The organism is Kitasatospora cheerisanensis KCTC 2395 (assembly GCF_000696185.1).
In the GTDB taxonomy this organism is placed as follows: Bacteria; Actinomycetota; Actinomycetes; order Streptomycetales; family Streptomycetaceae; genus Kitasatospora; species Kitasatospora cheerisanensis.
The window spans coordinates 7,147,034-7,169,845 of sequence record NZ_KK853997.1 but is presented as its reverse complement, the minus strand read 5'-3'; the positions used below and the strand labels follow the sequence as shown (position 1 = coordinate 7,169,845).

Here is a 22,812-nt window from a genome sequence, read left to right as displayed (position 1 = left end):
ATGACGTTGCACCTGTCCCAGCCCCCGGCCGGCGCCCTGAACGCCGTGCGCTCGGCCCTCGCGCCCGGGGCGGCCCTGCCGCCGTCCGCGGCCGCCGTGCTGCGCCATAGCGCCGGCCGCCCGGAACCGCTGCTCGCCCTCCCGGTGCACGCCCTGCGCGGGCCCGCGCCCCGGCTGGCGGAGGCGGAATGCACCGGCTGGCGGTTCCTGCTGCGCGCCGCCCGCCCGGCCGCGGCCGGGCCGCACTGTCCGCACGAGTCCTGCGACGCGGCGGGCGCGGCGGGCGCCGCGGCGGACGTCCGGCCGGAGCGCCCGCTGATGACCGGCGAGTTCACCGAGGACGGACTGGAGCAGGTGGTGGCCGCCGCCGAGGTCGCCGCCGGCGCGGACGGGCCGGTGTTCTCGCACCTGAGCGCCGGGCCGTTCCTGGACTCCACGGTGCGGGCGCTGCGGCAGGCCTGGCAGCTGGTGCACCTCTCCCCCGCCCGGTACGAGCCGCGGCTGCTGCCACTGCCCGAGCACTACGCGTCCGCGCTGTGGCTGCACGGCGAGCTGCCCGCGGAGGACCTGCTGATCCCGCTGGCGCCGGCCCCGCTCGGGGTGGCGGCCCATCAGGTGCTGCCCGCCGCCGAACTGCTGGCCCGGCTGGCGAACGCCCCGGCGGCCCGGCCGACCGCGCTGATCGGCTGACGCCCCCTCGTACCACTCGGACGCATACCACCCGGACGGGCCATGCCCGACTGGTCCGAACGGATCGGTCGGGCATGGCCCGTCCGGGCGCGGATCGGACGCCGGGCCGCCCGGTAGGGTGATCTCGCCCGATCTTCTGTGGCGCATGTCACCAAATGCCTGCGCGAGCGCCCGCGGAGTCGGACACTGGTGTCGGTCGGGGGAGGGGACCACACCTCCTACCCGGCTGACTCCGTTTCACACCCGAGGCGGCGAGAAAGTTCCGTCGGCAGGTCGGCGCCCCGGGGGTGGCCGTCCGGCGGAGCGACATCCGAGCGAAGCGAGGTACAACGATGTGCCAGCACCGAACCGACTGCCCGTCCGCCGAGTCTCCGGACCGCGAGGCGGCCGAGGCGGTCGCCCGCCACCCCGAGCAGGGCTGGAGCCTGCTGTGCAACGGGGTGCTGCTGTTCGACGACACCGGCGAGCTGCTGCCGGACGGCCGCGTGATCGCCCCGCGCCGCACCCTGCTGATCGCCGCCTGACCTCGGCCGCGCATCCCCCACCGATCACCGCCCGCCCGGAGAGCGCCCTCCCGGCGGGCGTCGGCATTCCCGGGCCCGCTGCGTCAGGAGCCGCCGAGCGGGAACTCCCCCGGCGTGGCCGGGTCGTACCAGAGGCTGAGCATCGGGGCGTGCCACTGCCAGCCGAGCGCGGCGTAGAGGGCGCGGCCCTCGGTGGTGCCGACCAGCAGGCCGGTGCGTGCGCCGGCCGCGTGCGCCTCGCTCTGCAGGGTGCGCATCAGCAGTGAGCCGAGACCGCGGCGGCGGTGCTCGGGCTCGGTCTCGACCTGGTCCACGACGGCGAGCAGCGGCGCTGCCCCGCCGAGCGCGTCGCCGCCGAGCGGGCCGGTGCCGAGCGCGTCGGCGGGCCCGAGGCCGATCTGTCCGCGGGCCGCGTACGCGCCGTCGGCGGTGCGGACCAGGGCGTGGATCACGCCGCCCCGGCTCCAGGTGGTGATCCGGTAGCCGGCCGGGACGGTCGGGGCCTCCGGGCGCAGTTGACGGGTCATCAGGTGGCCCGGGACGTCCAGGTGCCAGCCGGGGCCGATCCACGGCAGGGCGCGCTCGTCGACGCCGAACAGCTTGAGCCACGTCCACGGGACGGTGGTGCCCTCGGTGAGCTTGCGGACCTCCGCCTCGGTGGGGGCGGGCAGGACGTGGCGCCAGGGGTGGCGGTACCGGCCGACGTCGATGGTCCAGCCCCACGGCTCGGGCCGGGGATCGGCGGCGCCGCGGGAGACCGTCCAGCCACTGATCCAGGCCCGGACGAGGGCGGGGACGGTCGGGTCGTCGGGCATGGGCACGCTCCAGATTTGGTAAGGGTCATTCGACGCTTGGGAATATTACCCCTCGGGGTCGCGGGACGTCACGGGGTTTCCGGCCCGGACCGGCCGGGGCGAGATGTCTGTACAGGTTGCGGAGCGCGTCATCCGCCCGTCATCCGCCGCACTGGTCCAGTCCACCTGCGCCGCCTACGAATGGTCGCGGCCGGGCGGAGAAGCCCGGCACCGCGTACGAGGAGCCCCGATGAGTCCCGAACTGTCGCGCCGTACCCTGCTCGGCGGCGCCGCCGCCGCGGCCGTGCTGTCCGCGCTGCCGCTGAGCGTCCGTCAGGCGCTGGCCGCCCCGCCCGCCGGGCAGGCTGGAGGACATCCAGCACGTGGTGATCTTCATGCAGGAGAACCGGGCGTTCGACCACTACTTCGGCACCTGCCCGGCGTGCGCGGCTTCGGCGACGCGCGGCGGGGCGGCGGCGGCGTCAACGGCCGCTCGGTGTTCCACCAGCCGACCCGTCCCGGGCCGAGGGCTACCTGCTGCCGTACCCGATGAACGCCGCCCACACCAGCGCCTACCAGCAGGGTGCGCCGGCCTTCGGCTACGTCGACTCGATGAACGCCTGGAAACGACGGCGGGGCGGACGGCTCGGTGACCGGCGCTCCTCCGGCTGGCTCGGCCAGGGCTACTACGAGAGCGCCGACATGCCCTTCTACCACGCGCTGGCCTCGGTGTTCACCACCTGCGACGCGTACTACGCCTCGGTGCAGTGCAACACCAACACCAACCGCGGAGCACCTGATGACGGGCACCAGCGGCGGCACCGTCCGGGACACCCCGGTGACCGACAACTCCGAGCCGCCGCCGGGTTCGAGTGGACCACCTACGCGGAGCGGCTGGAGCAGGCCGGCGTCAGCTGGCAGACCTACCAGGCGCTCGACAACTTCGACGACAACGCGCTGGCCTGGTTCACCAGCTTCCACAACGCCGAGCCCGGTTCGGCGCTGTACGAGCGCGGTCTGCGGCAGGTCGGCGACCCGGCGAAGAAGGGCGACCCGTTCGCGATGGGCGACGCCCTGGTGGACGCGTTCGCCGCCGACGTGCAGGCCGACAAGCTGCCGCAGGTGTCCTGGCTGATCGCGCCCGCCGCGCTGTCCGAGCACGCCAACTACGCGCCGCCGAACGGCGAGCACCTGACGCCCGGCTGCTGGCGGCGCTCGCCGCCAAGCCCGAGGTGTGGGCGAAGACCGTGTTCATCCTCAACTACGACGAGCACGGCGGCTTCTTCGACCACCAGCTGCCGCCCGTCCCGCCGCTGGCCGCCGGGCGCGGCGCGTCCACCGTCTCCGTGGACGGCGAGGTGGGTGGTGCGGGTGTCCAAGGGCGGCTCGACCTACCACCGGGTGGTCGGTCAGGACGGCCGGTACCGCGTCAGGAACGCGGACGGCAGCCTGGGTTGGTCCGCCGCGCTGCCGCCGGGGAGACCCTGGTGGCCGGGCCGTTCCCGATGGGCCTGGGCGTGCGGGTGCGATGGTGGTGGTCTCGCCGTGGACCCGCGGCGGCGTGGTCGACTCCACGGTGTACGACCACACCTCGGTGATCCGGCTGCTGGAGAAGCGCTTCGGCGTCGCCGAGCCGAACATCTCGCCGTGGCGGCGGGCGATCACCGGCGACCTCACCAACCTGTTCGACTTCTCCGGGCAGGACCCGGTGTGGCCCGCGCTGCCCGACACCTCCGGCAACCGGCAGAAGGTCACCGACACCGGCAAGCTGCCCGCGCCGACCGTCCCCAAGCCGCAGGCCTTCCCGCAGCAGCCGCGCGGCACCCGCACCGCCCGGCCGGTCCCCTACCACCTGCAGGTCAAGGCCGGGTCCGCAAGGGCGTGCTCACCCTGGACCTCGCCAACCCCGGCCGGCAGGGCGCGGTGATCGCCGCCTACCCCGAGCCCGGCACCGCGCCCCGGCACTACACGGTGGACGTCAAGGGCAAGCTCTCCGACAGCTGGCAGGTCGGCCCGGACGGCTACGACCTGCGCCTGCACGGCCCGAACGGCGCACTGTGGCACCTGCGCGGCGACGCGGCCGGCTCCTACGGGGCGTCCGTCTCCGAGGACGGCGGGGGGCGGCTGGCAGCTGGCCGTCGAGGTCGCCAACCGGACCGACGTCAGCCGGTGATGACCGTCGGCGACCTCGCCTACGGCGGCGGGCAGCGCGAGGTGCGGCTCGGCGCGGGCGAGTCCGCGGTGGTCAACCTGCCGGTGGGCAAGGAGGGTTGGTACGACGTCGTGGTCACCGCCCGGGACGACGCCCGCTACCGCTTCCGCCGGGCCGGCCGGCTGCCGAACCAGGCCGTCGGCTTCACCGACCCGGCGATCGGCCTGGCCGACCCGCTGGTGCTGGACGTCGCGCTCGGCTCCGCGTCCACCACCATCGACGAGCCGCTGCTGCTGCCGGTCGGCCCGCCGGCTCAAGGCCCGGTTCACCGCCACCGCCGACGTCTCGGCGCTGGAGCCCGGCCGCTGCTGCCGGCCGGCTGGCCCGCGCCGACCGTGCTGACCGCGCCGCCGTCGACCCTCGCCGCCGGACAGACCGTTGACGCCGAGTGGGAGGTGCTGCCGCCCGCGACGCTCGCCGCGACCGGCACCAGCCGGCTCCTGGTCACCGCGCGCGCCGCCGCCGGTGCGCGCTACGCGGTCGCCGACGGCGAGGTGGCGGCGCGCACCGCCCCGTCGATGGCCGGGTACCTGCTCGGCGAGGACTTCGAGTCGCTGGCGCCGCAGCTCACCGCCGTGTCGGGCGTGCTCGGCTGGACCGCGAAGGCCCCGGCCGGCTGGTCGGTGGTCAACGCCCCCGGCATGCCGCAGGGCACCGTCCGGCTGCAGGGCTGGACCTTCCACACCAAGCGCGAGTGGTCCACCCCCGCCGGCCAGGACCGCGGCAACTTCACCCGCGGCCTCGGTGTCCTCGCCGTCGCCGACCCCGACGACTGGGACGACACCGGATCCCCGTCCGCCAAGGGCAAGTTCGACTCCACGCTGGTCTCCCCCGCCGTCCCGATCCCGGCCGGCACCAGCACCCTGCACCTCGGCTTCGACTCCCACTACCGCCAGGAGGCTCCCCAGAAGGCGACCGTCACCGCGGTCTTCGACACCGGCGAGAAGACCCGGCTGCTCAGCTACAGCAGCGACGCCACCGGCAACGACAACGCCGGCAAGGACGCCCAGAACACCTTCGTCGCCCGCCAGTTCGCCGTCCCGGCGGGCGCGAAGTCGGTGACCCTCGAGTTCCGCATGTACGACGCGGGCAACAACTGGTACTGGGCCGTCGACCACGTCCGCCTGGACGTCCGCCCGGTCACTGGCTGACCCGACCGCCGGGCCCCGTGGCTGACGGTGCGTCAACCACGGGGCCCGGGACGGGGGTTCAGACGATCTGGATGGAGCGGACCTTCGGCGGGTTGTTGGGGAAGGTGATGTCCGTCCAGCGGTCGATCCGGACCGAGTCGCCGTTGGCGTCGTAGTAGATCAGGTCATTGTTGCCGGTGGAGATCCGGTCCACCCACCAGTCGCCGAAGTCGGTCCGGCCGCCGTTCGCGTAGCAGTCGACGCTCTCCCGGCCGTCCAGGTGCGACCAGATCTTCAGGTAGTCCGCACCGCCCACGCACTCGATGTGGTCGATGGCGAACGCGTGGCCGCCGGGCACGCTGACGGTGAACGCGAGCGCCGCCGCGAACGCGGTGGCCAGCGAACAGACGATCCTCTTGGTCCTCGAGAACACGGATTCCCCTCACGCACGAAGCCGACCGGCGGACGGTCCGACTGCCGCCCGGTCCGGGAGCCACAACGTAGCGAGGGCGGTCCCCCGTTCGGCCGCAACACTCCGAACACGAACCGCCCCTGCGTGAGTTCACCCGTTCGTGTCAGGTGCGAGTGAAGAACGGTTTCTGGTCGAGTTGTTGGGCCAGGAACGCCAGCTGGAGGCCGTGGTCCAGGCGCAGGCGCAGGGTGTCGTCGGCGGCGAGGGCCCGGCCGAGGCGGGCGGCGAGCGGGCGGGGGTCGGCGGCGGGGTCGGCGAGGACCAGGGCCAGGGTGGCGTCCGCGTCGGGGGCCGGGGCGAGGTGAGCGGCGGCGATCTCCGGCTCGGCGGCCAGCAGTTCGCGCAGCGCCCGGTGCACCTCGGGGTCGGTGTGCGGCGGCAGGTAGGGCCGGTTCTCGGCGACGGCGCGCAGCCGGGCGCCGGACAGCTGGTAGGTGACCGGGCCGGCCGGGTCGACCAGCAGGATGTCGGCTCGCTCGGAGAACGCGACCATCGCGGCCTGCGGGGCGACCACCGGCGCGGGGCGGGCGTCCGCGCGCCAGCGCGTCATGGTCTCCATCGAGGTGAACGCGGGCAGCGCGCGCCGCCCGTCGGCGGCCTCCAGCACCGGCACCGCCATGTCGCTGGTCTTCTCGTGCTTGTGCCCGTTCTCGTCGTACTCCACCTCCCCCAGCACGGCGACGATCGGCACCATCAGCCGGCTCGGCGTCAACGCGGCCAGCAACTCGCCCTCGGCGGACGGGTCCTGCTGCCAGGCGGCGAGGGCCGCGGCGAGGACGGGGTCGGCACTGCCGTCGTCCGCGGCGAACCCGGGATCGGGGATGTTCTTGCGCTCCACCCGTCGAGCGTATGCCACGTTTACCTCGGGCCGGTCGGGCGGTGCGGGGCGCGGCGGCTCGCCGGTGTGGGGCGCGGCGGCCGGGCGGTCGCGCCGGGGGGCGGACGCGTCGTGGCCGGTGGGGCGGATTTCCCCCGTGCGGGTGGCGGGTGGGGCACGCTGGACGGATACCTGCCGGTGGAAGGGGAGATCGTGGGAACGTACGACCCGATGTTCGCGGTGCGGGGCGCGGCCGAGGCGGTGGCCGTCGCGGCGAAGGACGTGGCGGGCGGCCGCGCCGCCTGGGACCGGCCGGCGGACGCCGCCAACTCCCTGGAGCGGATGGACCACCTGGTCTCCGCCCTCGCGGACCTGCTGCGCCAGCAGGCCGACGCGCTGCCGAAGCTGACCGCCGATCCGCAGGCGGTGCAGGCCGCCGGGCTGGTCACCGAGGCGGCGGCCACCGCGGTCAAGCTGGGCGAGCAGCTCCGCAAGGCGGGCGGCGTGGCCCGGGACGTGCGCTGACCCTCGCGCCGGTGGTGCGGCCCCCGCGTCCGCCATGATGGTCCGACGATGTGTCGGCGGACGGGAGTGGTGGGGTCATGGGGGCGGTTCGTATCGGTGTGCTGGTTCCGCTGAGTCGGCCCGGGTGGCTGGAGGCGGGTCAACAGCTGCTGGGCGGAATGGAGTTGGCCGTCCGCGAGGTCAACGCGGCGGGTGGCGTGGACGGGCGTCCGGTGGAGCTGCTGGTGCGGGACACCGCGGCGGACCCGGCCCGCGCGGCCGCGGCCGTCACCGAACTGGCCGGCCTCGGGGTGGCGGCACTGGCCGGCGAGTACCACAGCGTGGTGGCCCGGGCGGTCGCGGCGCGGGCCGACGAACTCGGCGTGCCGTTCCTCTGCTCCTCCGCGGTCCTCGACGCCCTGACCGCACGGCCGACGGACCGGGTGGCCCGCCTCTCCCCCGCCCAGTCGCACGGCTGGCGGATCTACGGCGACCACCTGCTCGCCGCCGGACACCGGCACCTCGCCGTCGCCACCCAGCGCGGCGCCTACTGGGAGTCCGGCACCCGCATCCTGCGCGCGCACCTCGCGGCGCACGGCGGCAGCGTGCTCGAACTGGGGATCGACCCGGCCGCGGTGTGCGACGCGCTCGCGGCCTCCGACGCCACCGCCGTCCTGCTGCTCACCGGTTTCCCCGACCCGGCCGTCCCGCTCGTCCGCGCCCTCCGGCAGGACCCGCGCCTCGCCGGCCTGCTGATCGGCGCCCCGGCCGGGCAGCCCGAGTTCACCGAGTGGGCCGCCCTCCTCGGCCCGGCCGGCGCCGGCGTGCCGTTCCTCCGCTACCTGCCCGAGCGGCTCTCCCCGCTGGGCGCGAGGGTCGCGGACGCCCTGCACGGGCAGTTCGGCCGGGAGCCGTCCTTCGTCGCCTTCGAGGGCTGGGACACCGTCACCGTCCTTGCGGCGATGCTCGGTTCGGCGACGACCAAGTGGGCGGACGTCCGGGTCACCGGCACCCGCGGCCCGATCCGCTTCGAACAGGTCCCGGGCATCGGCGTCTGGCAGTGGGCCTGGCCCCCGGTCCAGGTCGCCGACCGCGACCCGGCGGACCCCGACCGCTTCCGGATCCTGCACACCGGCTGACCGGCCGGACGGCCCGGGCGGGCTCAGCTCGTGCTGCGGGACCAGTGCGACCCGATCCACATCGGCTCGCGGTGGACCGGCGGAGCGGGGGCCGGCCGGACCGGGGTGGCGGGGCGGGTCTGCGGGGCCGGGCCGGGGTTGCGCAGTGCGCGCAGGAGTTGGCTGCGCGCGTACTCCACCTCCCGGTCGGCCTTGCCGTACCGCTTCGTCGCGGCGTCGAGGTCCTTGCGGCGTCGGAACTCCGCCGCGCCGTCGGGCTTCCGCGCCTGGCTCCGCAAGCGGGCCAGCACCTCGGCGGCGTGCGTCCGGCCCTCGACGTGGTGGGCCAGGGACACGTGGGCGTGCCGCGCGCGGGGGTTGTGCGGGAACCACTTCGCCGCCTCGTGTTCGGCCTGCCTGATCCGGGCCTTGGCGGCTCCGGTAAGCAAGGCGTCGGGCAGGTGCACGGCTCGTTCCCCCTTGTCGCGGAAAGCCCCGACCATAGCGCTCGAGGAGGAGGGGGCGCGGGCGATTTGGCCGGGTGGAGGATCTACCGTCCGGTAGGGGGATGTGGCAGTCTGCGCGCATGGCTCTCGCTGATACCGCCGTGCCCGGCGGCGCTGTGTCCGACCGGGCTCGGTACGACCGGGCGACGGCGCACCTGGATGCGCCGGTGGCGATCGTGGATCTGGCCACGTTCGACGCGAACGCCGCGGATCTGGTGCGGCGGGCGGGCGGGAAGCCGGTCCGGGTGGCGTCGAAGTCGGTGCGCTGCCGGGCGCTGCTGGAGCGGGTGCTGGCGCGGGACGGCTTCGCGGGGCTGATGAGTTTCACCCTCGCCGAGTCCTTGTGGCTGGTGCGCAGCGGGTTCACGGACGTGCTGCTGGCGTACCCGTCGGCGGACCGGGCCGGGTTCGGGCGGCTGACGGCGGATCAGGAGCTGGCCCGTCAGGTCACCGTGCTGGTGGACGACGTCGCGCAGCTGGATCTGATCGACGCGGCGCGCGAGGGGTCCGCGACGGTGCGGGTGTGCCTGGAGCTGGACACCTCGCTCCACCTGCTGGGCGGCCGGGTCCGGGTGGGCGCCCGGCGTTCGCCGTTGCGGACGCCCGAGCAGTTGGGCCGCTTCGCCGAGACGGTGAACGCCCGGCGCGGCTTCGAGGTGGTCGGGCTGATGGCGTACGAGGGCCACGTGGCGGGCGTGGGGGACGCGGTGCCGGGCCGTCCGCTGCGGTCGGCGGCGATCCGGCTGATGCAGTCGAAGGCGCGGGCGGAGTTGGCGCAGCGCCGGGCCGAGGTGGTGCGGCGGGTGCGGCAGGTCGCGGACCTGGAGTTCGTGAACGGCGGCGGCACCGGCAGCGTGGAGTCCACGGTGGCGGAGCGGGCGGTGACGGAGGTGGCGGCCGGGTCGGGCCTGTTCCTGCCGCGGCTGTTCGACAACTACCGCTCGTTCCGGGGCCGGCCGGCGGCGCTGTTCGCGCAGCCGGTGGTGCGCCGGCCGGGGGTCGGCGTGGTGACGGTGCTGGGCGGCGGCTATCCGGCGTCCGGCCCGGCGGGGGCGGACCGTTCGCCCGTCCCGTACCTGCCGGCCGGTCTGCGCTACGACCCGCAGGAGGGCGCGGGCGAGGTGCAGACGCCGCTGCTGGGTCCGGCCGCCGACGACCTGCTGATCGGCGACCGGGTATGGTTCCGGCACGCGAAGGCCGGCGAGCTGTGCGAGCGCTTCCCGGAACTGCACCTGATCGAGGGCGACGCGGTGGTGGAGACGGTGCCGACGTACCGCGGCGAGGGTCACACCTTCCTCTGAGTGCGCCGAACACGTCCGCAAAAAACTTTCGCGGGCCGTGTCGAGAACCCTGCGGCGGCTCCGTCCCAGGGGTGAAGGCGGCCACAATGGGTCGCATCACCACCGAGGAGTGAGAGCGATGGCGAAGTACCTGCTGCTGAAGCACTACCGGGGCAACCCGGAAGCGGTGAACTGCGTGCCGATGGACCAGTGGACGCCCGAGGAGGTCTCGGCGCACATCACGTACATGAACGACTTCGCGGACCGGCTGCGGGAGAGCGGCGAGTTCGTCGACGCGCAGGCGCTCGCCCCGCTGGGCACCTGGGTGCGGTCCGACCTGGACGGCCGCACGCCGGTCACCGACGGGCCGTTCGCCGAGACGAAGGACCTGATCGCCGGCTGGATGGCGATCGACGTGGACTCCTACGAGCGCGCGCTCGAATGCGCCGCCGAGCTGTCCGCGGCGCCGGGTGCGAACGGCGAGCCGATCCACGAGTGGCTGGAGCTCCGCCCGTTCCTGACCGAGATGCCGGACACCGTCTCCGAGTGAACGGGCCGGCTCCGGTGGACGCGATGGACGAGGCGCGGCTGCGCGTCCTCACCCCCGAGGTGCTGGCCGCCCTGGTCCGTCGCGGAGCGGATTTCGCGGCGGCGGAGGACGCCGTCCAGGAGGCGCTGCTGGAGGCCGTCCGGACCTGGCCGGCCGATCCGCCGCGCGATCCGAAGGGCTGGCTGATCACCGTCGCCTGGCGGCGGTTCCTGGACGCGGCCCGCTCGGAGGCCTCGCGCCGCCGCCGCGAGGATCAGGTCGAGGAGCAGCCGGAGCCCGGCCCGGTGCCGGACGTCGACGACTCCCTGCAGCTGTACTTCCTGTGCGCGCACCCGTCGTTGACGCCGGCCTCGGCGGTGGCGCTGACGCTGCGCGCGGTCGGCGGGCTGACCACCCGTCAGATCGCGCAGGCGTACCTGGTGCCGGAGGCGACCATGGCGCAGCGGATCAGCCGCGCCAAGCGGACGGTGAGCAAGGTCCGGCTGGACCGGCCGGGCGACCCGGCGACGGTGCTGCGGGTGCTGTACCTGGTGTTCAACGAGGGCTACTCGGGGGACGTCGACCTGGCGGCCGAGGCGATCCGGCTGACCCGGCAGCTGGCCGCCCGGATCGACGACCCCGAGGTGTCCGGCCTGCTGGCGCTGATGCTGCTGCACCACGCCCGCCGGGCCGGACGCACCGCGCCCGACGGCAGCCTCGTCCCGCTGGCCGAGCAGGACCGGACCCGCTGGGACACCGCGCTGATCCACGAGGGGGTGACGGTCCTCCAGGCGGCGCTGGCCCGCGACCGCCTGGGCGAGTTCCAGGCGCAGGCGGCGATCGCGGCCCTGCACGCGGACGCGCCGACCGCCGAGGAGACGGACTGGGTGCAGATCGTCGAGTGGTACGACGAACTGGCCGCGCTGACGGACAGTCCGGTGGTGCGGCTGAACCGGGCGGTCGCGGTCGGCGAGGCGGACGGGCCCCGCGCGGGCCTGGCCGCGCTCGCCGCGCTGGACGACACGCTGCCCCGGCACACCGCCGTCGCCGCGTACCTGCACGAGCGCTCCGGCGACCTGCCGGCGGCCGCCCGACTGTACGCGCAGGCGGCGGCGAAGGCCGGCGCGGTGGCCGAGCGGGACCATCTGGTGCGGCAAGCTGCGCGGCTCAACACCCTTCTACGCGAAGGGCGTTGAGCCGCGCGGCGGTGCCTCAGGTGGTGGTGCCGGGGACTCCGCCCGGGCCGCCCTGGTAGGCGGCGATGCCCTTGACGATGCTGTCCATCTGGTCCACGCCCGGGGCCTTGTCGGCGATGTCGAAGCCCAGGTGGACGGCGGCCAGCGCCTTGCCGTCCGCGGTCGGGAAGACCACCGTCTCCACGTACCCGTTGTTGCCCTTGGACGCGTCCACCTGCCAGCGCACCAGGTAGCCGGCCCGGCCGGCCACCGTGACGGCCTCGCTCTTCAGCTCCTTGTGCCCGGTGATGTCGCCGTAGGAGTTCTTCGCGGCGGTCTCGATGTCCTTCAGCGCGGCCTGCTTGGCGTCGGTGCCGCTGATCCGGGCGGTGGTGACCCCGGCCAGCGTGCAGGTGTCCGAGCCGTCCACGCAGGTGTACTCGCCGACGTACGTGCTGGCGTAGCCGTCGGTGGTGGTGCCGCCCTTCCAGCCGCTGGGGATCGGCACCGAGACGCCGTTGACCATGTCGACGGCGAGGTTCGCGTTGGCGCCGCCCTTGCCGCTGCCGCCGCCCTTGCCGTTCCCGCCGCCGCTGCCGCCGCTGCCCCCGTTGCCGCCGTTGCCCTGGCCGGGGAAGCTCGGCAGTCCGTCGCCCGGGCTGTTCTGGCCGTTCTGGCCGTTCTGGCCGCCGAAGCTGTCGCCGGGGTTGTTGTGCCCGTACCGGCCCTCCGGCGAGCGCTGGGCGGAGGCGGACTTGCCGTCCCGCCCGTCCATCGCCAGGTAGGTGACGCCGGAGCCGACCGCCAGGCCGAGCACCGCGGCCACCGCGGCCGCGACCAGCACCGGCCCGGACGGGCGGCGGCGCGGCTTGGCCTGCGGCACCGGCTGCTGCGCGTACGGCGGCAGCGGCGGGTAGTGGACGGCCTGCCCGTCGGCGTCCAGCACGGTGCCTTCGAGCACGGTGGTGTCCTCGGCGCCGGACGGGGCACCTGCCGGGGCGCCCTGCGCGGACGCGCCGTCGGACGGCGTGTCGGCGGGGGCGGACGGGCCGGTCGGGGTGCTCCCCGCGCCGGAGGGGGCGGACGGCGTGTCCGCGGGGGCGGCCGAGGCCGGGCGGGTGCTGGCGGTCCAGCCCTTGCCGTCCCACCAGCGCTCGGGGCGGGGGTCGCTGTCGGTGTCGACTGGGTCCGGGTACCACCCGGCCGGAATCTGCTGCTCACTCACACCCACGACCCTAGGCGGCCGTGGATAAGCGGGAAATCAGCGCAGGGCCGGAAACGGGGGTCTGGTGATGAGATTCGGGTGAGAATCGCGCGGACCCGGTGCCGGAGAGGCTCCTCGGAGCCGTCCACGGGCGTGCGCTGTGCTCCACGCGCCTGAAGGGGCGCGTGCGGCTGGTGGGTCGCGCCACCGGGCGCGCGGCGGAGCGGCAGAATGCGCGCCATGACCCCTCGCCCCGTCATCGGCATCAGCACCTTCCTCCTCGACGCCGGTTGGGGACGGTGGGACGCCATGCGGTCGGTGCTGCTCCCCGAGCGCTACCCGGCCCTGGTCCGGGAGTCCGGCGGCATCGCCGTCATGCTGCCGCCCGACGCGCCCGAACACGCGGCGGCCTCCGTCGCCCGCCTGGACGGCCTGATCGTCGCCGGCGGCGAGGACGTCGCCCCCGCCCTGTACGGCGAGAGCCCCCACCCCCGGACGGTGGCCAACGCACCCGAGCGCGACCTGTGGGAGGCCGCGCTGATCCGCGCCGCGCTCGCCGCCGGCACCCCGCTGCTGGGCGTCTGCCGGGGCATGCAGCTGCTCAACGTGGTCTGCGGCGGCTCGCTCATCCAGCACCTGCCGGACGTGGTCGGCGAGGTGCACGACCACCTCGGCGCCCCCAGCGAGTACGGCCGCCACCCGATCCACCCGGTGGCGGGCACGCTGCTCGCCGATCTCTTCCCCGAGCCGGCGGTCGTCGTCCCGACCTACCACCACCAGGCCGTCGCCCGCCTCGGCGAGGGCCTCACCGTCAGCGCGCTCCACGCCGACGGCACCGTCGAGGCCGTCGAGGGCCCCGGCTTCACCCTCGGCGTCCAGTGGCACCCCGAGCAGAGCGAGGACCTCCGCATCCCGCGCGCCCTGATCCGCGCCGCTCGGCTCTCCCCCGCCCTCGTCCCGGCCGTCTGACGCCCCGCCGCTCGGCTGCTCCACTGTTCGGTCGCTCCACTGCTCGGTGGCTACGGGAGCGGCAGGCCGGACAGGACCGCCACCACCCCGAGCGCGCCCGCGCCCAGCAGGCAGGGGACGACGGGGCGGCGCAGCACCAGCAGCCACAGCGCGGCGAGGGCGAGGACGGCGTACTGCCACGGGTGGTGCAGGGCCAGCGCCAGCGGGAGTGCGGAGCCGGCGATCGCACCGATCACGGCGGGGCCGGCGCCGGTGAGGAAGTCCTGGACGGCGGTGTTGGCGCGCAGCCGGTCGAAGTGCGCGGCGCCGAACAGCACGAACAGGAAGGACGGGGCGAACGCCACCGCCGCGGCGAGCAGTCCGCCCAGCACGCCCGCGGCGGCGAACCCGACCACGGAGACGGTCTGGACCACCGGTCCGGGAGTGATCTGGCCGAGCGCGACGGCGTTCAGGAACTGACCGTCCGTCATCCAGTGGTAGCGGTGCACCGCGTCCTGCTGCATCAGCGGGATGATCACGAAGCCGCCGCCGTACGAGAGCGCGCCGACCTTGAAGGCGACCCAGGCGAGCGCACCGAGCCCACCCGTCGCGGCCAGGCCCGGCACCAGCAGGGGCAGCACGGCGCGCGGGCCGGACGGGGAGGACGGTCCGGACGCTTCGGGTGGGGTGTCACCGTCCGGTCGGCGCAGCTCGGTGTCACCCGTTCGGCTGAGACGGCGGGCGCTTCGGCGGAAGGCGATCTCGGCGGCGCCGGCGGCCACCAGGACGAGCACCAGCCAGGGGCCGGTGAGGACCGCGGCCGCCGCGCCGGCCAGCAGGTAGCAGACCCAGCGGACCCGCGCGGGGCCGGCACCGGAGCGGAGCAGGCTGGCCGGGACGAGGGCGGTCGCGGCCTGGACGGCGACGGCGGCGACCGCCGCGCCCGCGCCGGCGGCGGCGCCGAGCACCCAGCGCGGCGGTTCGCCGGCCAGGAACAGCGCGGCCAGCAGCAGGATCAGCGCCAGCCCGGGCAGGATGAACGCCGCGCCGCCGACCAGCGCCCCGGCCGTGCCGCGCACCCGCCAGGCGGTGAAGATCGCCAGCTGGGTGGAGGCCGGTCCGGGCAGCAGGTTGGTGGCGGCGATGCCGTCCTCGAACTCGCTCGCCGCGAGCCAGCCGCGCTGCTCCACGCACAGCCGGCGCAGCAGCAGGATGTGCGCGGGCGGCCCGCCGAACCCGAGCACGCCGATCCGGCCCCACTCCTTGGCGATCACCGCCAGCGGCACCTGCTCCGTCATCCCGCCCCACTCCCGACCCGACGTCCCGAGAACCCGCGCGACCTGCGCGGATGCGGGCCGCACCCTACCTGACCTGAATGGCCTAACGGGGAACGACAACGGTCACCAGTGCAGCCTTTGGATCTTCCTCCGAATTGGGGTTCACTTCGGGGGCGGAGACCGGAGCGGAGGGACCTCGATGGCCGATCACGAGCACGACCACACGCACGACCACGACCCCGATCACGACGCCGATCACGATCACCGGAACGGCCACGACCACGGCCACGGGGACGGGAAGGGCCACGGGGACGGGGAGGGTCACGGCCACGGGCACGGCGGCCGTGGGCACGCGGGGCACAGCCACGCGGTGTCGGCGGACGCGGACCGGAAGTGGCTGTGGAGCGCGCTGCTGCTGCTGGTGGTGTTCATGGCCGGCGAGGTGGTGGTCGGTTTCGCGGCCCGCTCGCTGGCGCTGATCTCGGACGCGGCGCACATGCTCACCGACGCGGCGTCGATCGCGCTGGCCCTGGTGGCGATGCGGCTGGCGGCGCGTCCGGCCCGCGGCGGCTACACGTACGGGCTGAAGCGGGCCGAGATCCTGTCGGCGCAGGCGAACGGCGTGACGCTGCTGGTGCTGTCGGCGTGGCTGGGCTACGAGGCGGTCGCCCGGCTGATCTCGCCGCCGGCGGTGACGGGATCGCTGGTGTTGGCGACGGCGCTGGTCGGCGTGGTGGTGAACGTCGCGGCGACCTGGTGCATGTCGAAGGCGAACCGCTCTTCGCTGAACGTGGAAGGCGCTTTCCAGCATGTCCTGACCGACCTGTACGCGTTCGTCGCGACGGCGGTGGCCGGTGCGGTGGTGCTGTTCACCGGGTTCGTGCGGGCCGACGCCATCGCCTCGCTGGTGGTGGTCGCGCTGATGCTGCGGGCCGGGATCGGGCTGGTGCGGGACTCGGCGCGGATCTTCCTGGAGGCCGCGCCCGCCGGGATCGACCCGGACCGGGTGGCGGACCGGCTGGTGGCCACCCCGGGGGTGGAGGAGATCCACGACCTGCACATCTGGGAGATCACCTCCAACCAGCCCGCGCTGTCGGCGCACATCCTGGTCACGCCGGGCGGAGACTGCCACGCGGTGCAGCGCGAGTTGCAGCGGCAGCTGCGCGAGGAATACCGGATCACCCACGCCACCCTCCAGGTCGACCACGTCGGCGAGAGCGGCGCGGACGGGCTGCTGCAGATCGCGCCGAGCAGCGAGGCGGCGGCCGCCGAGGAGGAGGCCCGCGAGCACTGCGCCGACGCGCACGGCCCGGTCCACCGCTCCGGCCCGCACCCGCACTGACCGGACCCCGCATGCCCGGCGGGGGCGGCACACTCCGCCGGAGGTCAACAACACCTCCCAGGCCCGCGCTGACTCCGCGTCAGCCGCGTTGTCGGCGGGATGCGGCATGATCGGGGGGTGACCGCCACGAACGCACCGCGCCTGATGCTGCTCGACACCGCGAGCCTCTACTTCCGTGCCTACTTCGGCGTGCCGGACTCACTGCGCTCGCCGCAGGGCGAGCCCGTGAACGCGGTGCGCGGGCTGCTCGACTTCATCACCCGCCTCGTCCAGGACCACGGCCCGGACCACCTGGTGGCCTGCATGGACGCCGACTGGCGTCCGCAGTGGCGGGTCGACCTGATCCCCACCTACAAGACGCACCGGGTGGCCGAGGCCGCGACGGACGGCGAGGAGGAGGTGCCGGACACCCTCGCCCCGCAGGTCCCGGTGATCGAGCAGGTCCTTGACGCCCTGGGCATCGCCCGGATCGGCGCGCCCGGCTACGAGGCCGACGACGTGATCGGCACCCTGGCCACCCGCGCCACCGGCCCGGTCGAGATCGTCACCGGCGACCGCGACCTGTTCCAACTGGTCGACGACGCCCGCGCGGTGACGGTGCTGTACCCGGCGAAGGGCATCGGCTCGGCGCTGCGGATGGACGACGCGGCCATCCTCGAGAAGTACGGTGTCCCCGGCTCGTCCTACGCCGACCTCGCCGCGCTGCGCGGCGACGCGAGCGACGGCCTGCCGGGCGTGAAGGGCATCGGCGAGAAGACCGCCACCCAACTGATCCAGACCTACGGCGACTTGGCGGGCGTCCGCGCCGCCGCCGCCGACCCCACCTCCAAGCTGACCCCGGCCCGCCGCAAGAACCTGCTCGAAGCGGCCCCCTACCTCGACGTCGCCCCGACCGTGGTCCGCGTCGCCACCGACATCCAACTCCCGCCCTTCGACCCGGCCCTCCCCCGCGAGCCGCGCGACCCGATGGCCCTGGAAGCCCTCGCCGAACGCTGGGCCCTCGGCACCTCCCTCACCCGCCTCCTGGAGGTCCTGGCCACCCGGTAGCAGCCCGCAACGCCCCGGGCCCGGCCGCTTCCCAAGGAGTGGCCGGGCCCGGGGCGTTGCGAACGGGGTCAGCCGACGGACGAGTACGCGATGATGCCGCGGCGCATGCCGTCGACGGCCTTGCGGGCGGTGCGGCGGAGTTCGAGGTTCTCGCCGGCGGCGTCCTGGATCTGGCCGAGGACGTCGATCAGTTGCTTGGTCCAGCGGACGAAGTCGCCGGCGGGCATGTCGGCGTCGCGGAGGACGGCGTCCAGGTCGTGGCCGAGGGCCCAGCGGTAGGCGGTCCAGGCGAAGCCGAGGTCGGGTTCGCGCTGGCCGACGCCCTCGGCGGTGGAGATCTTGTGCTCCTCCTCCAGGGCGTCGAGCCTGCCCCAGATCCGGACCATCTGGCCGAGCGCGTCCTTGGCGCCGCCCTCGGGGACCCGCGGGGCGGTGGCGTCGTCGGACTGCCGGGCCTCGTACACCAACGCGGAGGCGCAGGCGGCGAGTTCGGCGGCGGCGAGGCCGTCCCAGACGCGTTCGCGGATGCACTCGGAGGCGAGCAGGTCGAGCTCGCCGTACAGCCGGGCGAGGCGCTTGCCGTCGTCGGTGACGGTGTCGCCCCGGAGGTAGCCGAGGTCGGTGAGCAGGCCGCAGACCCGGTCGAAGGTGCGGGCGATGGTGTGGGTGCGGGAGCGCATCCGGCGTTCCAGCAGTTCGGTGTCCCGGTGCAGGCGGTGGTAGCGCTCGGACCAGCGGGCGTGGTCCTCGCGTTCGTCGCAGCCGTGGCAGGGGTGCTGGCGCAGCGCGGTGCGCAGCCGGCCGATCTCGGGGTCGTCGGCGGCGGCGGCGCGGCCCTTGCGGAAGCGCTCGGGTTCGAGGTGGCCGGCCTTGGTGCGCAGCGCGGAGGCGAGGTCGCGGCGGGACTGCGGGCTGCGCGGGTTGAAGGACTTGGGGATGCGCATCCGGTCCATGGCCGCGACCGGGTGCGGGAAGTCGATCATTGCGAGGCGCTTGACCTGGCGTTCGGCGGTGAGCACCACCGGGCGCGGCCCGTCCTGGTAGTCGGGGTGGCGCGGGCCGGTGCGGCCGTGCCGGCCGCGGACGTCCGGCGGCAGGCCGGGGTCGAGGACCAGGGCGAGGCCGGCGAACTTGCCGGTGGGGACGTGGATGATGTCGCCGGGCTTGAGCTGCTCGATCGATTCGACGGCGGCGGCCCGGCGCTGGGTGGAGCCCTCGCGGGCGAGGGTGTTCTCACGGTCCTTGAGCTGCCGGCGCAGGCTCATGTACTCGTCGAAGTCGCCCAGGTGACAGGTCATCGACTCGCGGTAGCCGTCCAGGCCCTCTTCGTTGCGCTGGACCTGGCGGGCGATGCCGACCACCGAGCGGTCGGCCTGGAACTGCGCGAAGGAGGTCTCCAGCAGTTCGCGGGAGCGGTGCCGCCCGAACTGGCCGACCAGGTTGACGGCCATGTTGTAGGACGGGCGGAAGGACGACTTGAGCGGGTAGGTGCGGGTGCCGGCCAGGCCGGCCAGCGCCTCCGGGTCGAGGCCGCGCTGCCACAGCACCACGGCGTGGCCCTCGATGTCGATGCCGCGGCGGCCGGCCCGGCCGGTGAGCTGGGTGTACTCGCCGGGGGTGATGTCGGCGTGGGTCTCGCCGTTCCACTTGACGAGCTTCTCCATGACCACCGAGCGGGCGGGCATGTTGATGCCGAGGGCGAGCGTCTCGGTCGCGAAGACCGCCTTGACCAGGCCCTGGACGAAGAGTTCCTCGACGACTTCCTTGAACCTCGGCAGCATGCCGGCGTGGTGGGCGGCGATGCCGCGCTCCAGGCCGTCGAGCCACTCGAAGTAGCCGAGCACGTTGAGGTCCTCGTCGGGGATGTCGCGGCAGCGCTCCTGGACGAACTGACGGACCTTCAGGCGGTCGGCGTCCCGGTTCAGGCGCAGGCCGGAGTTGAGGCACTGCTGGACGGCGGCCTCGCAGCCGGCCCGGCTGAAGATGAAGGTGATCGCGGGCAGCAGGCCCTCGGCGTCGAGCCGGTCGATGACGTCGACGCGGCTCGGCGTCCAGACCCGGCCGGGGCGGCCGGCGGGCATCGAGCGGCCGCGGCCGCGGGCGAACCTGTCCCGCCCGCGGTCGGCCTCGGAGCGGGCCAGGCGCACCAGTTCGGGGTTCACGGCCTTGGCCGGGTTCTTCAGGCTGCCCTTGGGGCGGCCGTCCCGGTCGGGGCTGGCGAACAGGTCGTACATCCGGTTGCCGGCCATCACGTGCTGCCAGAGCGGGACGGGGCGGTGCTCGGAGACGATCACCTCGGTGCCGCCGCGGACGGTGTCCAGCCAGTCGCCGAACTCCTCGGCGTTGGAGACGGTCGCGGACAGCGACACCAGCGTCACGGATTCGGGGAGGTGGATGATGACCTCCTCCCAGACGGCGCCGCGGAAGCGGTCGGCGAGGTAGTGCACCTCGTCCATCACCACGTAGCCGAGGCCGTCGAGCGCGCTGGAGCCCGCGTACAGCATGTTGCGCAGCACCTCGGTGGTCATCACGACCACCGGCGCGTCGCCGTTGACGGAGTTGTCGCCGGTGAGCAGGCCGACCTTGGCGGCGCCGTAGCGCTTCACCAGGTCGCCGTACTTCTGGTTGGACAGCGCCTTGATCGGCGTGGTGTAGAAGCACTTGCGGCCGGCGGCGAGCGCCAGGTGGACGGCGAACTCGCCGACGATGGTCTTGCCGCTGCCGGTGGGCGCGGCGACCAGGACGCCCTTGCCGCTCTCCAGCGTCTCGCAGGCCTGCACCTGGAAGTCGTCGAGCGGGAAGTCGTACAACTGCTGGAAGCCGTAGAGGGCCGTCGCCTGCTCCTTGGCGCGCTCGCGGGAGGCCGCGTACCGCTCGGCGGGGCTGAGCTGCTCTTCGGGCGTGGGGTTGCCGTGCACTGGCGTCACCTTTTCTTCCCGTGGGTGTGGCTGGACGGGGGCGCAGACGGCGACGCCTGCGGCTGCGGGGCCGTGGCCCGGAGGGGCGACGGGGCGCAGCGGGTGCTTGGGGTGTGGTGATCGAGCATCTCAGCCTGAGATTACCCGTCTGGAGTGACATCAACATCAGACTTTTCCGGCAGCTGAAAAGGGCGGCCGGCGGGGGTGCGAAGCGTGAGCGGGCGGCTGCCGGCGGTGAGCGCCGCGGGGTGACGACGGGGGTGGCGGCGGGGGTGGCGTTCCAGGTGGCGGCAGGGGTGGGGGCACGGGTGCGGGCACACGGATGGGGCACGGGTGGGGGAAGGCCCGGTGACGGAGACGGCGAGCGGGATGCCGGCCGGGGCGCCGGGTTGCGAAAACCGTATGACGGTCGAACGGGCGTTCCGCTAGCGTCCTCGCCGTGGCCAAGTTGAACCAGATCATCGCCGTGGAAAAAGGCGTCAAGTCGAAGTCCTTCCAGGAGCTGACGCAGGCTCACCAGGACCTGCAGAAGCCCGCGCTGCTGGCCGGCATCTCCCGGACGTACCAGCCGAAGGACGAGGAGGGCGAGCAGCTCCCTCCGGAGTCCACCCGGGTCCAGGTCAAGGCGGAGGACGTGCTGCGCGCCACGGCCGCGACGCTGACCAGGCTGTTCGACGTGACGGCCACCAAGGACTGGGCGAACACCGACGCCCGGGCCGACGTGGTGGTGGACGGGCGGACGCTGGTGGCGGGCGCGCCGGTCACCTACCTGCTGTTCCTCGAGAAGCAGCTCACCGACCTGCGGACCTTCGTCCGCAAGCTGCCGGTGCTGGACGCCGCCGAGTCCTGGTCGCACGACCCGTCCTCGGACGCGTGGAAGACCGAGGCGGTGCGGACCATCCGCACCAAGAAGGTGCCGCGCAACCACGTGAAGGCGGAGGCGACGGAGAAGCACCCGGCGCAGGTCGAGGTCTACTACGAGGACGTCGCGATCGGGTACTGGACGACCGTGAAGTTCTCCGGCGCGCTGCCCGCGCGGCGGGTGAACGAGCTGCTGGAACGGGTGGAGAAGCTCCAGCAGGCGGTGCAGTTCGCCCGCGAGGAGGCGAACGCCGCGGAGGTCACCGACCGCCGGGTCGGCGACGCCGTTTTCGGCTACCTGTTCGGGTAGCCCCACGATCCCCCCGGGTGAGACCGGGGTGGGCGCGAAAAGCGCAAGCTGACACTGAAGTTGAAGCTGACTTCGGGGTACACGGTGGAGGTTCGAGTCCTCCCCCCGGCACTCACGCGCCGGGGTGGCCCAACATGGCAGAGGCAGCCCCGTGAATCTCAGACTCTCGCTCCAGACTCAGCATTCGCCGCCGAGCGCCGGATCGACCGGTCGAGGGCCTGGAACGTCGGATGCGGGTTCGACTCCCGCCTGTGCCTCTCCGCGGCACGGTAGCTTCAATGGCAAAGCACGACGTTGTGAGATTGACCCTCGGCCTTAAACGTGCCGGCGCAGAGCAATTGGGTGGCACCTCAGGGGCCCGGGAGCTGGATACCGCTCCCGGGCTCCGTCACGTCCGGGGCGGAGCCGAGTGGGCGCCCGTACCTCGCCGCCAACTCCCCATGCCCTGTTGCCCCGTTGCCCGGGCCCCATGCCCTGTTGCCCCGTTGCCCGGGCCCCATGCCCCGTTGCCCCGTTGCCCGTTGCCCGGGCCCCGTTCCCCGGGAGCGGCTGCGGAAATCATGCTTGCGTGAAGTGCTCACATCCGTAGTTGCAAATGTCTTCATGTGGTCGCCGATCCGGTGACGACCGGTCAACTGTGGCCCGGTTTAGAAGGATTGCGGTCAACAGTCGGCCGTCGGGCGATCCGGTTCCTACAGTCGTGCCGACCGACCGACCCCGCCACGACCGGAGGACAGCGCAATGGCGAATCTCGAAACCTCGCTCAAGGAAGCCATGACCATCGAAGGTGCCATCGGCGTGGCCCTGGTGGACTACGGCAGCGGCATGGCCCTGGGCACCCTCGGCGACGGCGGGGAGATCGACCTGAACGTCGCCGCGGCCGCCAACACCGACCTGGTGCGCGCGAAGATGCGGGCGATGGAGCTGCTCAACCTGCACGAGGACGGCATCGAGGACATCCTGGTCACCCTCACCGGCCAGTACCACCTGATCCGCCCGCTCACCACGGCCGGCGGGCGCGGCCTGTTCCTGTACCTCGCGCTCAACCGCAGCCGCTCCAACCTGGCCATGGCCCGGCACCAGTTGAAGCGGATCGAATCGTCCCTGGAGGTCTGAGCGAGCGGTGGCGGCCCGCACGCCGTCCGAGAACCAGG

The 22,812-nt window shown here is 73.9% G+C and carries 23 protein-coding genes, 1 tRNA gene and 1 pseudogene; 18 read left to right on the top strand and 7 right to left on the bottom strand.

Features of this window, described 5'->3' with window-relative positions:
- Together KCH_RS38175 and KCH_RS32220 are read left to right on the top strand one after the other, a co-directional pair.
- Positions 1-690, top strand: a complete 690-nt coding sequence (locus KCH_RS38175; protein WP_051653688.1) for a hypothetical protein — start codon at positions 1-3, stop codon at positions 688-690.
- Positions 691-1,022: 332 nt separating this feature from the next.
- A complete protein-coding gene (locus KCH_RS32220) occupies positions 1,023-1,214 on the top strand; it encodes a DUF5999 family protein (RefSeq protein ID WP_035868962.1) in 192 nt (63 codons plus the stop codon).
- An 83-nt stretch (positions 1,215-1,297) separates the two neighbouring features.
- Here the strand turns inward: KCH_RS32220 and KCH_RS32215 are convergent, their stop codons facing one another.
- The gene (locus KCH_RS32215; RefSeq protein WP_035868959.1) at positions 1,298-2,029 is read right to left on the bottom strand and encodes a GNAT family N-acetyltransferase; all 732 of its coding nucleotides are present in this window, start codon (positions 2,027-2,029) and stop codon (positions 1,298-1,300) included.
- Positions 2,030-2,403: 374 nt separating this feature from the next.
- On the opposite strand from KCH_RS32215, the gene KCH_RS47475 reads away from it, so the two are divergent.
- From KCH_RS47475 to KCH_RS45345, 5 genes and pseudogenes are all read left to right on the top strand, one after another.
- Positions 2,404-2,661, top strand: coding sequence for a hypothetical protein (locus KCH_RS47475; RefSeq protein ID WP_425268922.1), 258 nt, complete (start codon positions 2,404-2,406; stop codon positions 2,659-2,661).
- Positions 2,558-3,187: pseudogene (locus KCH_RS47470) on the top strand (alkaline phosphatase family protein); the annotation flags it as partial. The gene KCH_RS47475 and the pseudogene KCH_RS47470, both read left to right, overlap by 104 nt.
- Positions 3,188-3,240: 53 nt before the next feature.
- Complete coding sequence (locus KCH_RS47465) at positions 3,241-3,606, top strand: alkaline phosphatase family protein (protein ID WP_425268921.1); 366 nt, start codon at positions 3,241-3,243, stop codon at positions 3,604-3,606.
- Entirely contained in the window at positions 3,537-3,935 is a 399-nt protein-coding gene (locus KCH_RS47460; protein ID WP_035868957.1) for an alkaline phosphatase family protein, read from the top strand. The genes KCH_RS47465 and KCH_RS47460 overlap by 70 nt, the downstream gene beginning before the upstream one ends.
- The gene (locus KCH_RS45345; protein WP_051653685.1) at positions 3,890-5,371 is read left to right on the top strand and encodes a phospholipase domain-containing protein; all 1,482 of its coding nucleotides are present in this window, start codon (positions 3,890-3,892) and stop codon (positions 5,369-5,371) included. The genes KCH_RS47460 and KCH_RS45345 overlap by 46 nt, the downstream gene beginning before the upstream one ends.
- A gap of 58 nt (positions 5,372-5,429) precedes the next feature.
- Here KCH_RS45345 and KCH_RS32195 read toward each other — a convergent pair whose 3' ends face one another.
- Both KCH_RS32195 and KCH_RS32190 read right to left on the bottom strand, forming a co-directional pair.
- Positions 5,430-5,783: a beta/gamma crystallin domain-containing protein gene (locus KCH_RS32195; protein ID WP_035868954.1), complete on the bottom strand. Its 354-nt coding sequence runs from the start codon at positions 5,781-5,783 to the stop codon at positions 5,430-5,432.
- Between the two features lie 142 nt (positions 5,784-5,925).
- Positions 5,926-6,660 carry an SseB family protein gene (locus tag KCH_RS32190; protein ID WP_035868951.1) on the bottom strand — a complete coding sequence of 245 codons (735 nt, stop codon included), beginning with the start codon at positions 6,658-6,660 and terminating at the stop codon, positions 5,926-5,928.
- 192 nt (positions 6,661-6,852) lie between these two features.
- Between KCH_RS32190 and KCH_RS32185 the strand changes: the two genes are divergently transcribed.
- On the top strand, positions 6,853-7,164 hold the full coding sequence (locus KCH_RS32185) for a hypothetical protein (protein WP_157032282.1): 312 nt from the start codon (positions 6,853-6,855) through the stop codon (positions 7,162-7,164).
- Between the two features lie 77 nt (positions 7,165-7,241).
- A complete protein-coding gene (locus KCH_RS32180; protein WP_051653684.1) occupies positions 7,242-8,282 on the top strand; it encodes an ABC transporter substrate-binding protein in 1,041 nt (346 codons plus the stop codon).
- Between the two features lie 23 nt (positions 8,283-8,305).
- Here the strand turns inward: KCH_RS32180 and KCH_RS32175 are convergent, their stop codons facing one another.
- A complete protein-coding gene (locus tag KCH_RS32175; protein WP_035868941.1) occupies positions 8,306-8,728 on the bottom strand; it encodes a hypothetical protein in 423 nt (140 codons plus the stop codon).
- Between the two features lie 119 nt (positions 8,729-8,847).
- Here KCH_RS32175 and KCH_RS32170 point away from each other — a divergent pair, with 119 nt between their 5' ends.
- The 3 genes from KCH_RS32170 (at position 8,848) to KCH_RS32160 (ending at position 11,772) form a co-directional block, all read left to right on the top strand.
- Positions 8,848-10,068: an alanine racemase gene (locus KCH_RS32170; RefSeq protein WP_051653683.1), complete on the top strand. Its 1,221-nt coding sequence runs from the start codon at positions 8,848-8,850 to the stop codon at positions 10,066-10,068.
- Between the two features lie 118 nt (positions 10,069-10,186).
- Positions 10,187-10,597, top strand: a complete 411-nt coding sequence (locus KCH_RS32165) for a YciI family protein (protein WP_035868937.1) — start codon at positions 10,187-10,189, stop codon at positions 10,595-10,597.
- A gap of 23 nt (positions 10,598-10,620) precedes the next feature.
- A complete protein-coding gene (locus KCH_RS32160) occupies positions 10,621-11,772 on the top strand; it encodes an RNA polymerase sigma factor (protein WP_035874759.1) in 1,152 nt (383 codons plus the stop codon).
- 16 nt (positions 11,773-11,788) lie between these two features.
- Here KCH_RS32160 and KCH_RS43590 read toward each other — a convergent pair whose 3' ends face one another.
- The gene (locus KCH_RS43590) at positions 11,789-12,976 is read right to left on the bottom strand and encodes a DUF2510 domain-containing protein (protein ID WP_051653682.1); all 1,188 of its coding nucleotides are present in this window, start codon (positions 12,974-12,976) and stop codon (positions 11,789-11,791) included.
- 219 nt (positions 12,977-13,195) lie between these two features.
- Between KCH_RS43590 and KCH_RS32150 the strand changes: the two genes are divergently transcribed.
- Positions 13,196-13,924, top strand: coding sequence for a gamma-glutamyl-gamma-aminobutyrate hydrolase family protein (locus KCH_RS32150; RefSeq protein WP_035874754.1), 729 nt, complete (start codon positions 13,196-13,198; stop codon positions 13,922-13,924).
- A 50-nt stretch (positions 13,925-13,974) separates the two neighbouring features.
- Here the strand turns inward: KCH_RS32150 and chrA are convergent, their stop codons facing one another.
- Positions 13,975-15,201 carry a chromate efflux transporter gene (gene chrA, locus KCH_RS32145; protein WP_035868934.1) on the bottom strand — a complete coding sequence of 409 codons (1,227 nt, stop codon included), beginning with the start codon at positions 15,199-15,201 and terminating at the stop codon, positions 13,975-13,977.
- Between the two features lie 178 nt (positions 15,202-15,379).
- Between chrA and KCH_RS32140 the strand changes: the two genes are divergently transcribed.
- Both KCH_RS32140 and KCH_RS32135 read left to right on the top strand, forming a co-directional pair.
- Positions 15,380-16,522 carry a cation diffusion facilitator family transporter gene (locus tag KCH_RS32140; RefSeq protein WP_035868930.1) on the top strand — a complete coding sequence of 381 codons (1,143 nt, stop codon included), beginning with the start codon at positions 15,380-15,382 and terminating at the stop codon, positions 16,520-16,522.
- A gap of 144 nt (positions 16,523-16,666) precedes the next feature.
- Positions 16,667-17,569, top strand: a complete 903-nt coding sequence (locus tag KCH_RS32135) for a 5'-3' exonuclease (protein WP_035874751.1) — start codon at positions 16,667-16,669, stop codon at positions 17,567-17,569.
- A 68-nt stretch (positions 17,570-17,637) separates the two neighbouring features.
- Here KCH_RS32135 and KCH_RS32130 read toward each other — a convergent pair whose 3' ends face one another.
- Complete coding sequence (locus KCH_RS32130) at positions 17,638-20,487, bottom strand: DEAD/DEAH box helicase (RefSeq protein WP_035868928.1); 2,850 nt, start codon at positions 20,485-20,487, stop codon at positions 17,638-17,640.
- 439 nt (positions 20,488-20,926) lie between these two features.
- Between KCH_RS32130 and KCH_RS32125 the strand changes: the two genes are divergently transcribed.
- The 3 genes from KCH_RS32125 to KCH_RS32120 all read left to right on the top strand — a co-directional run bounded on the left by KCH_RS32125 (position 20,927) and on the right by KCH_RS32120 (position 22,774).
- Complete coding sequence (locus tag KCH_RS32125; protein ID WP_035868924.1) at positions 20,927-21,658, top strand: DUF7873 family protein; 732 nt, start codon at positions 20,927-20,929, stop codon at positions 21,656-21,658.
- A gap of 23 nt (positions 21,659-21,681) precedes the next feature.
- Positions 21,682-21,769 (top strand) — tRNA-Phe (locus KCH_RS41850).
- A gap of 630 nt (positions 21,770-22,399) precedes the next feature.
- Positions 22,400-22,774 (top strand): hypothetical protein, encoded by a 375-nt coding sequence (locus KCH_RS32120; RefSeq protein ID WP_035868922.1) that lies wholly within the window; start codon positions 22,400-22,402, stop codon positions 22,772-22,774.
- Positions 22,775-22,812 lie beyond the last annotated feature (38 nt).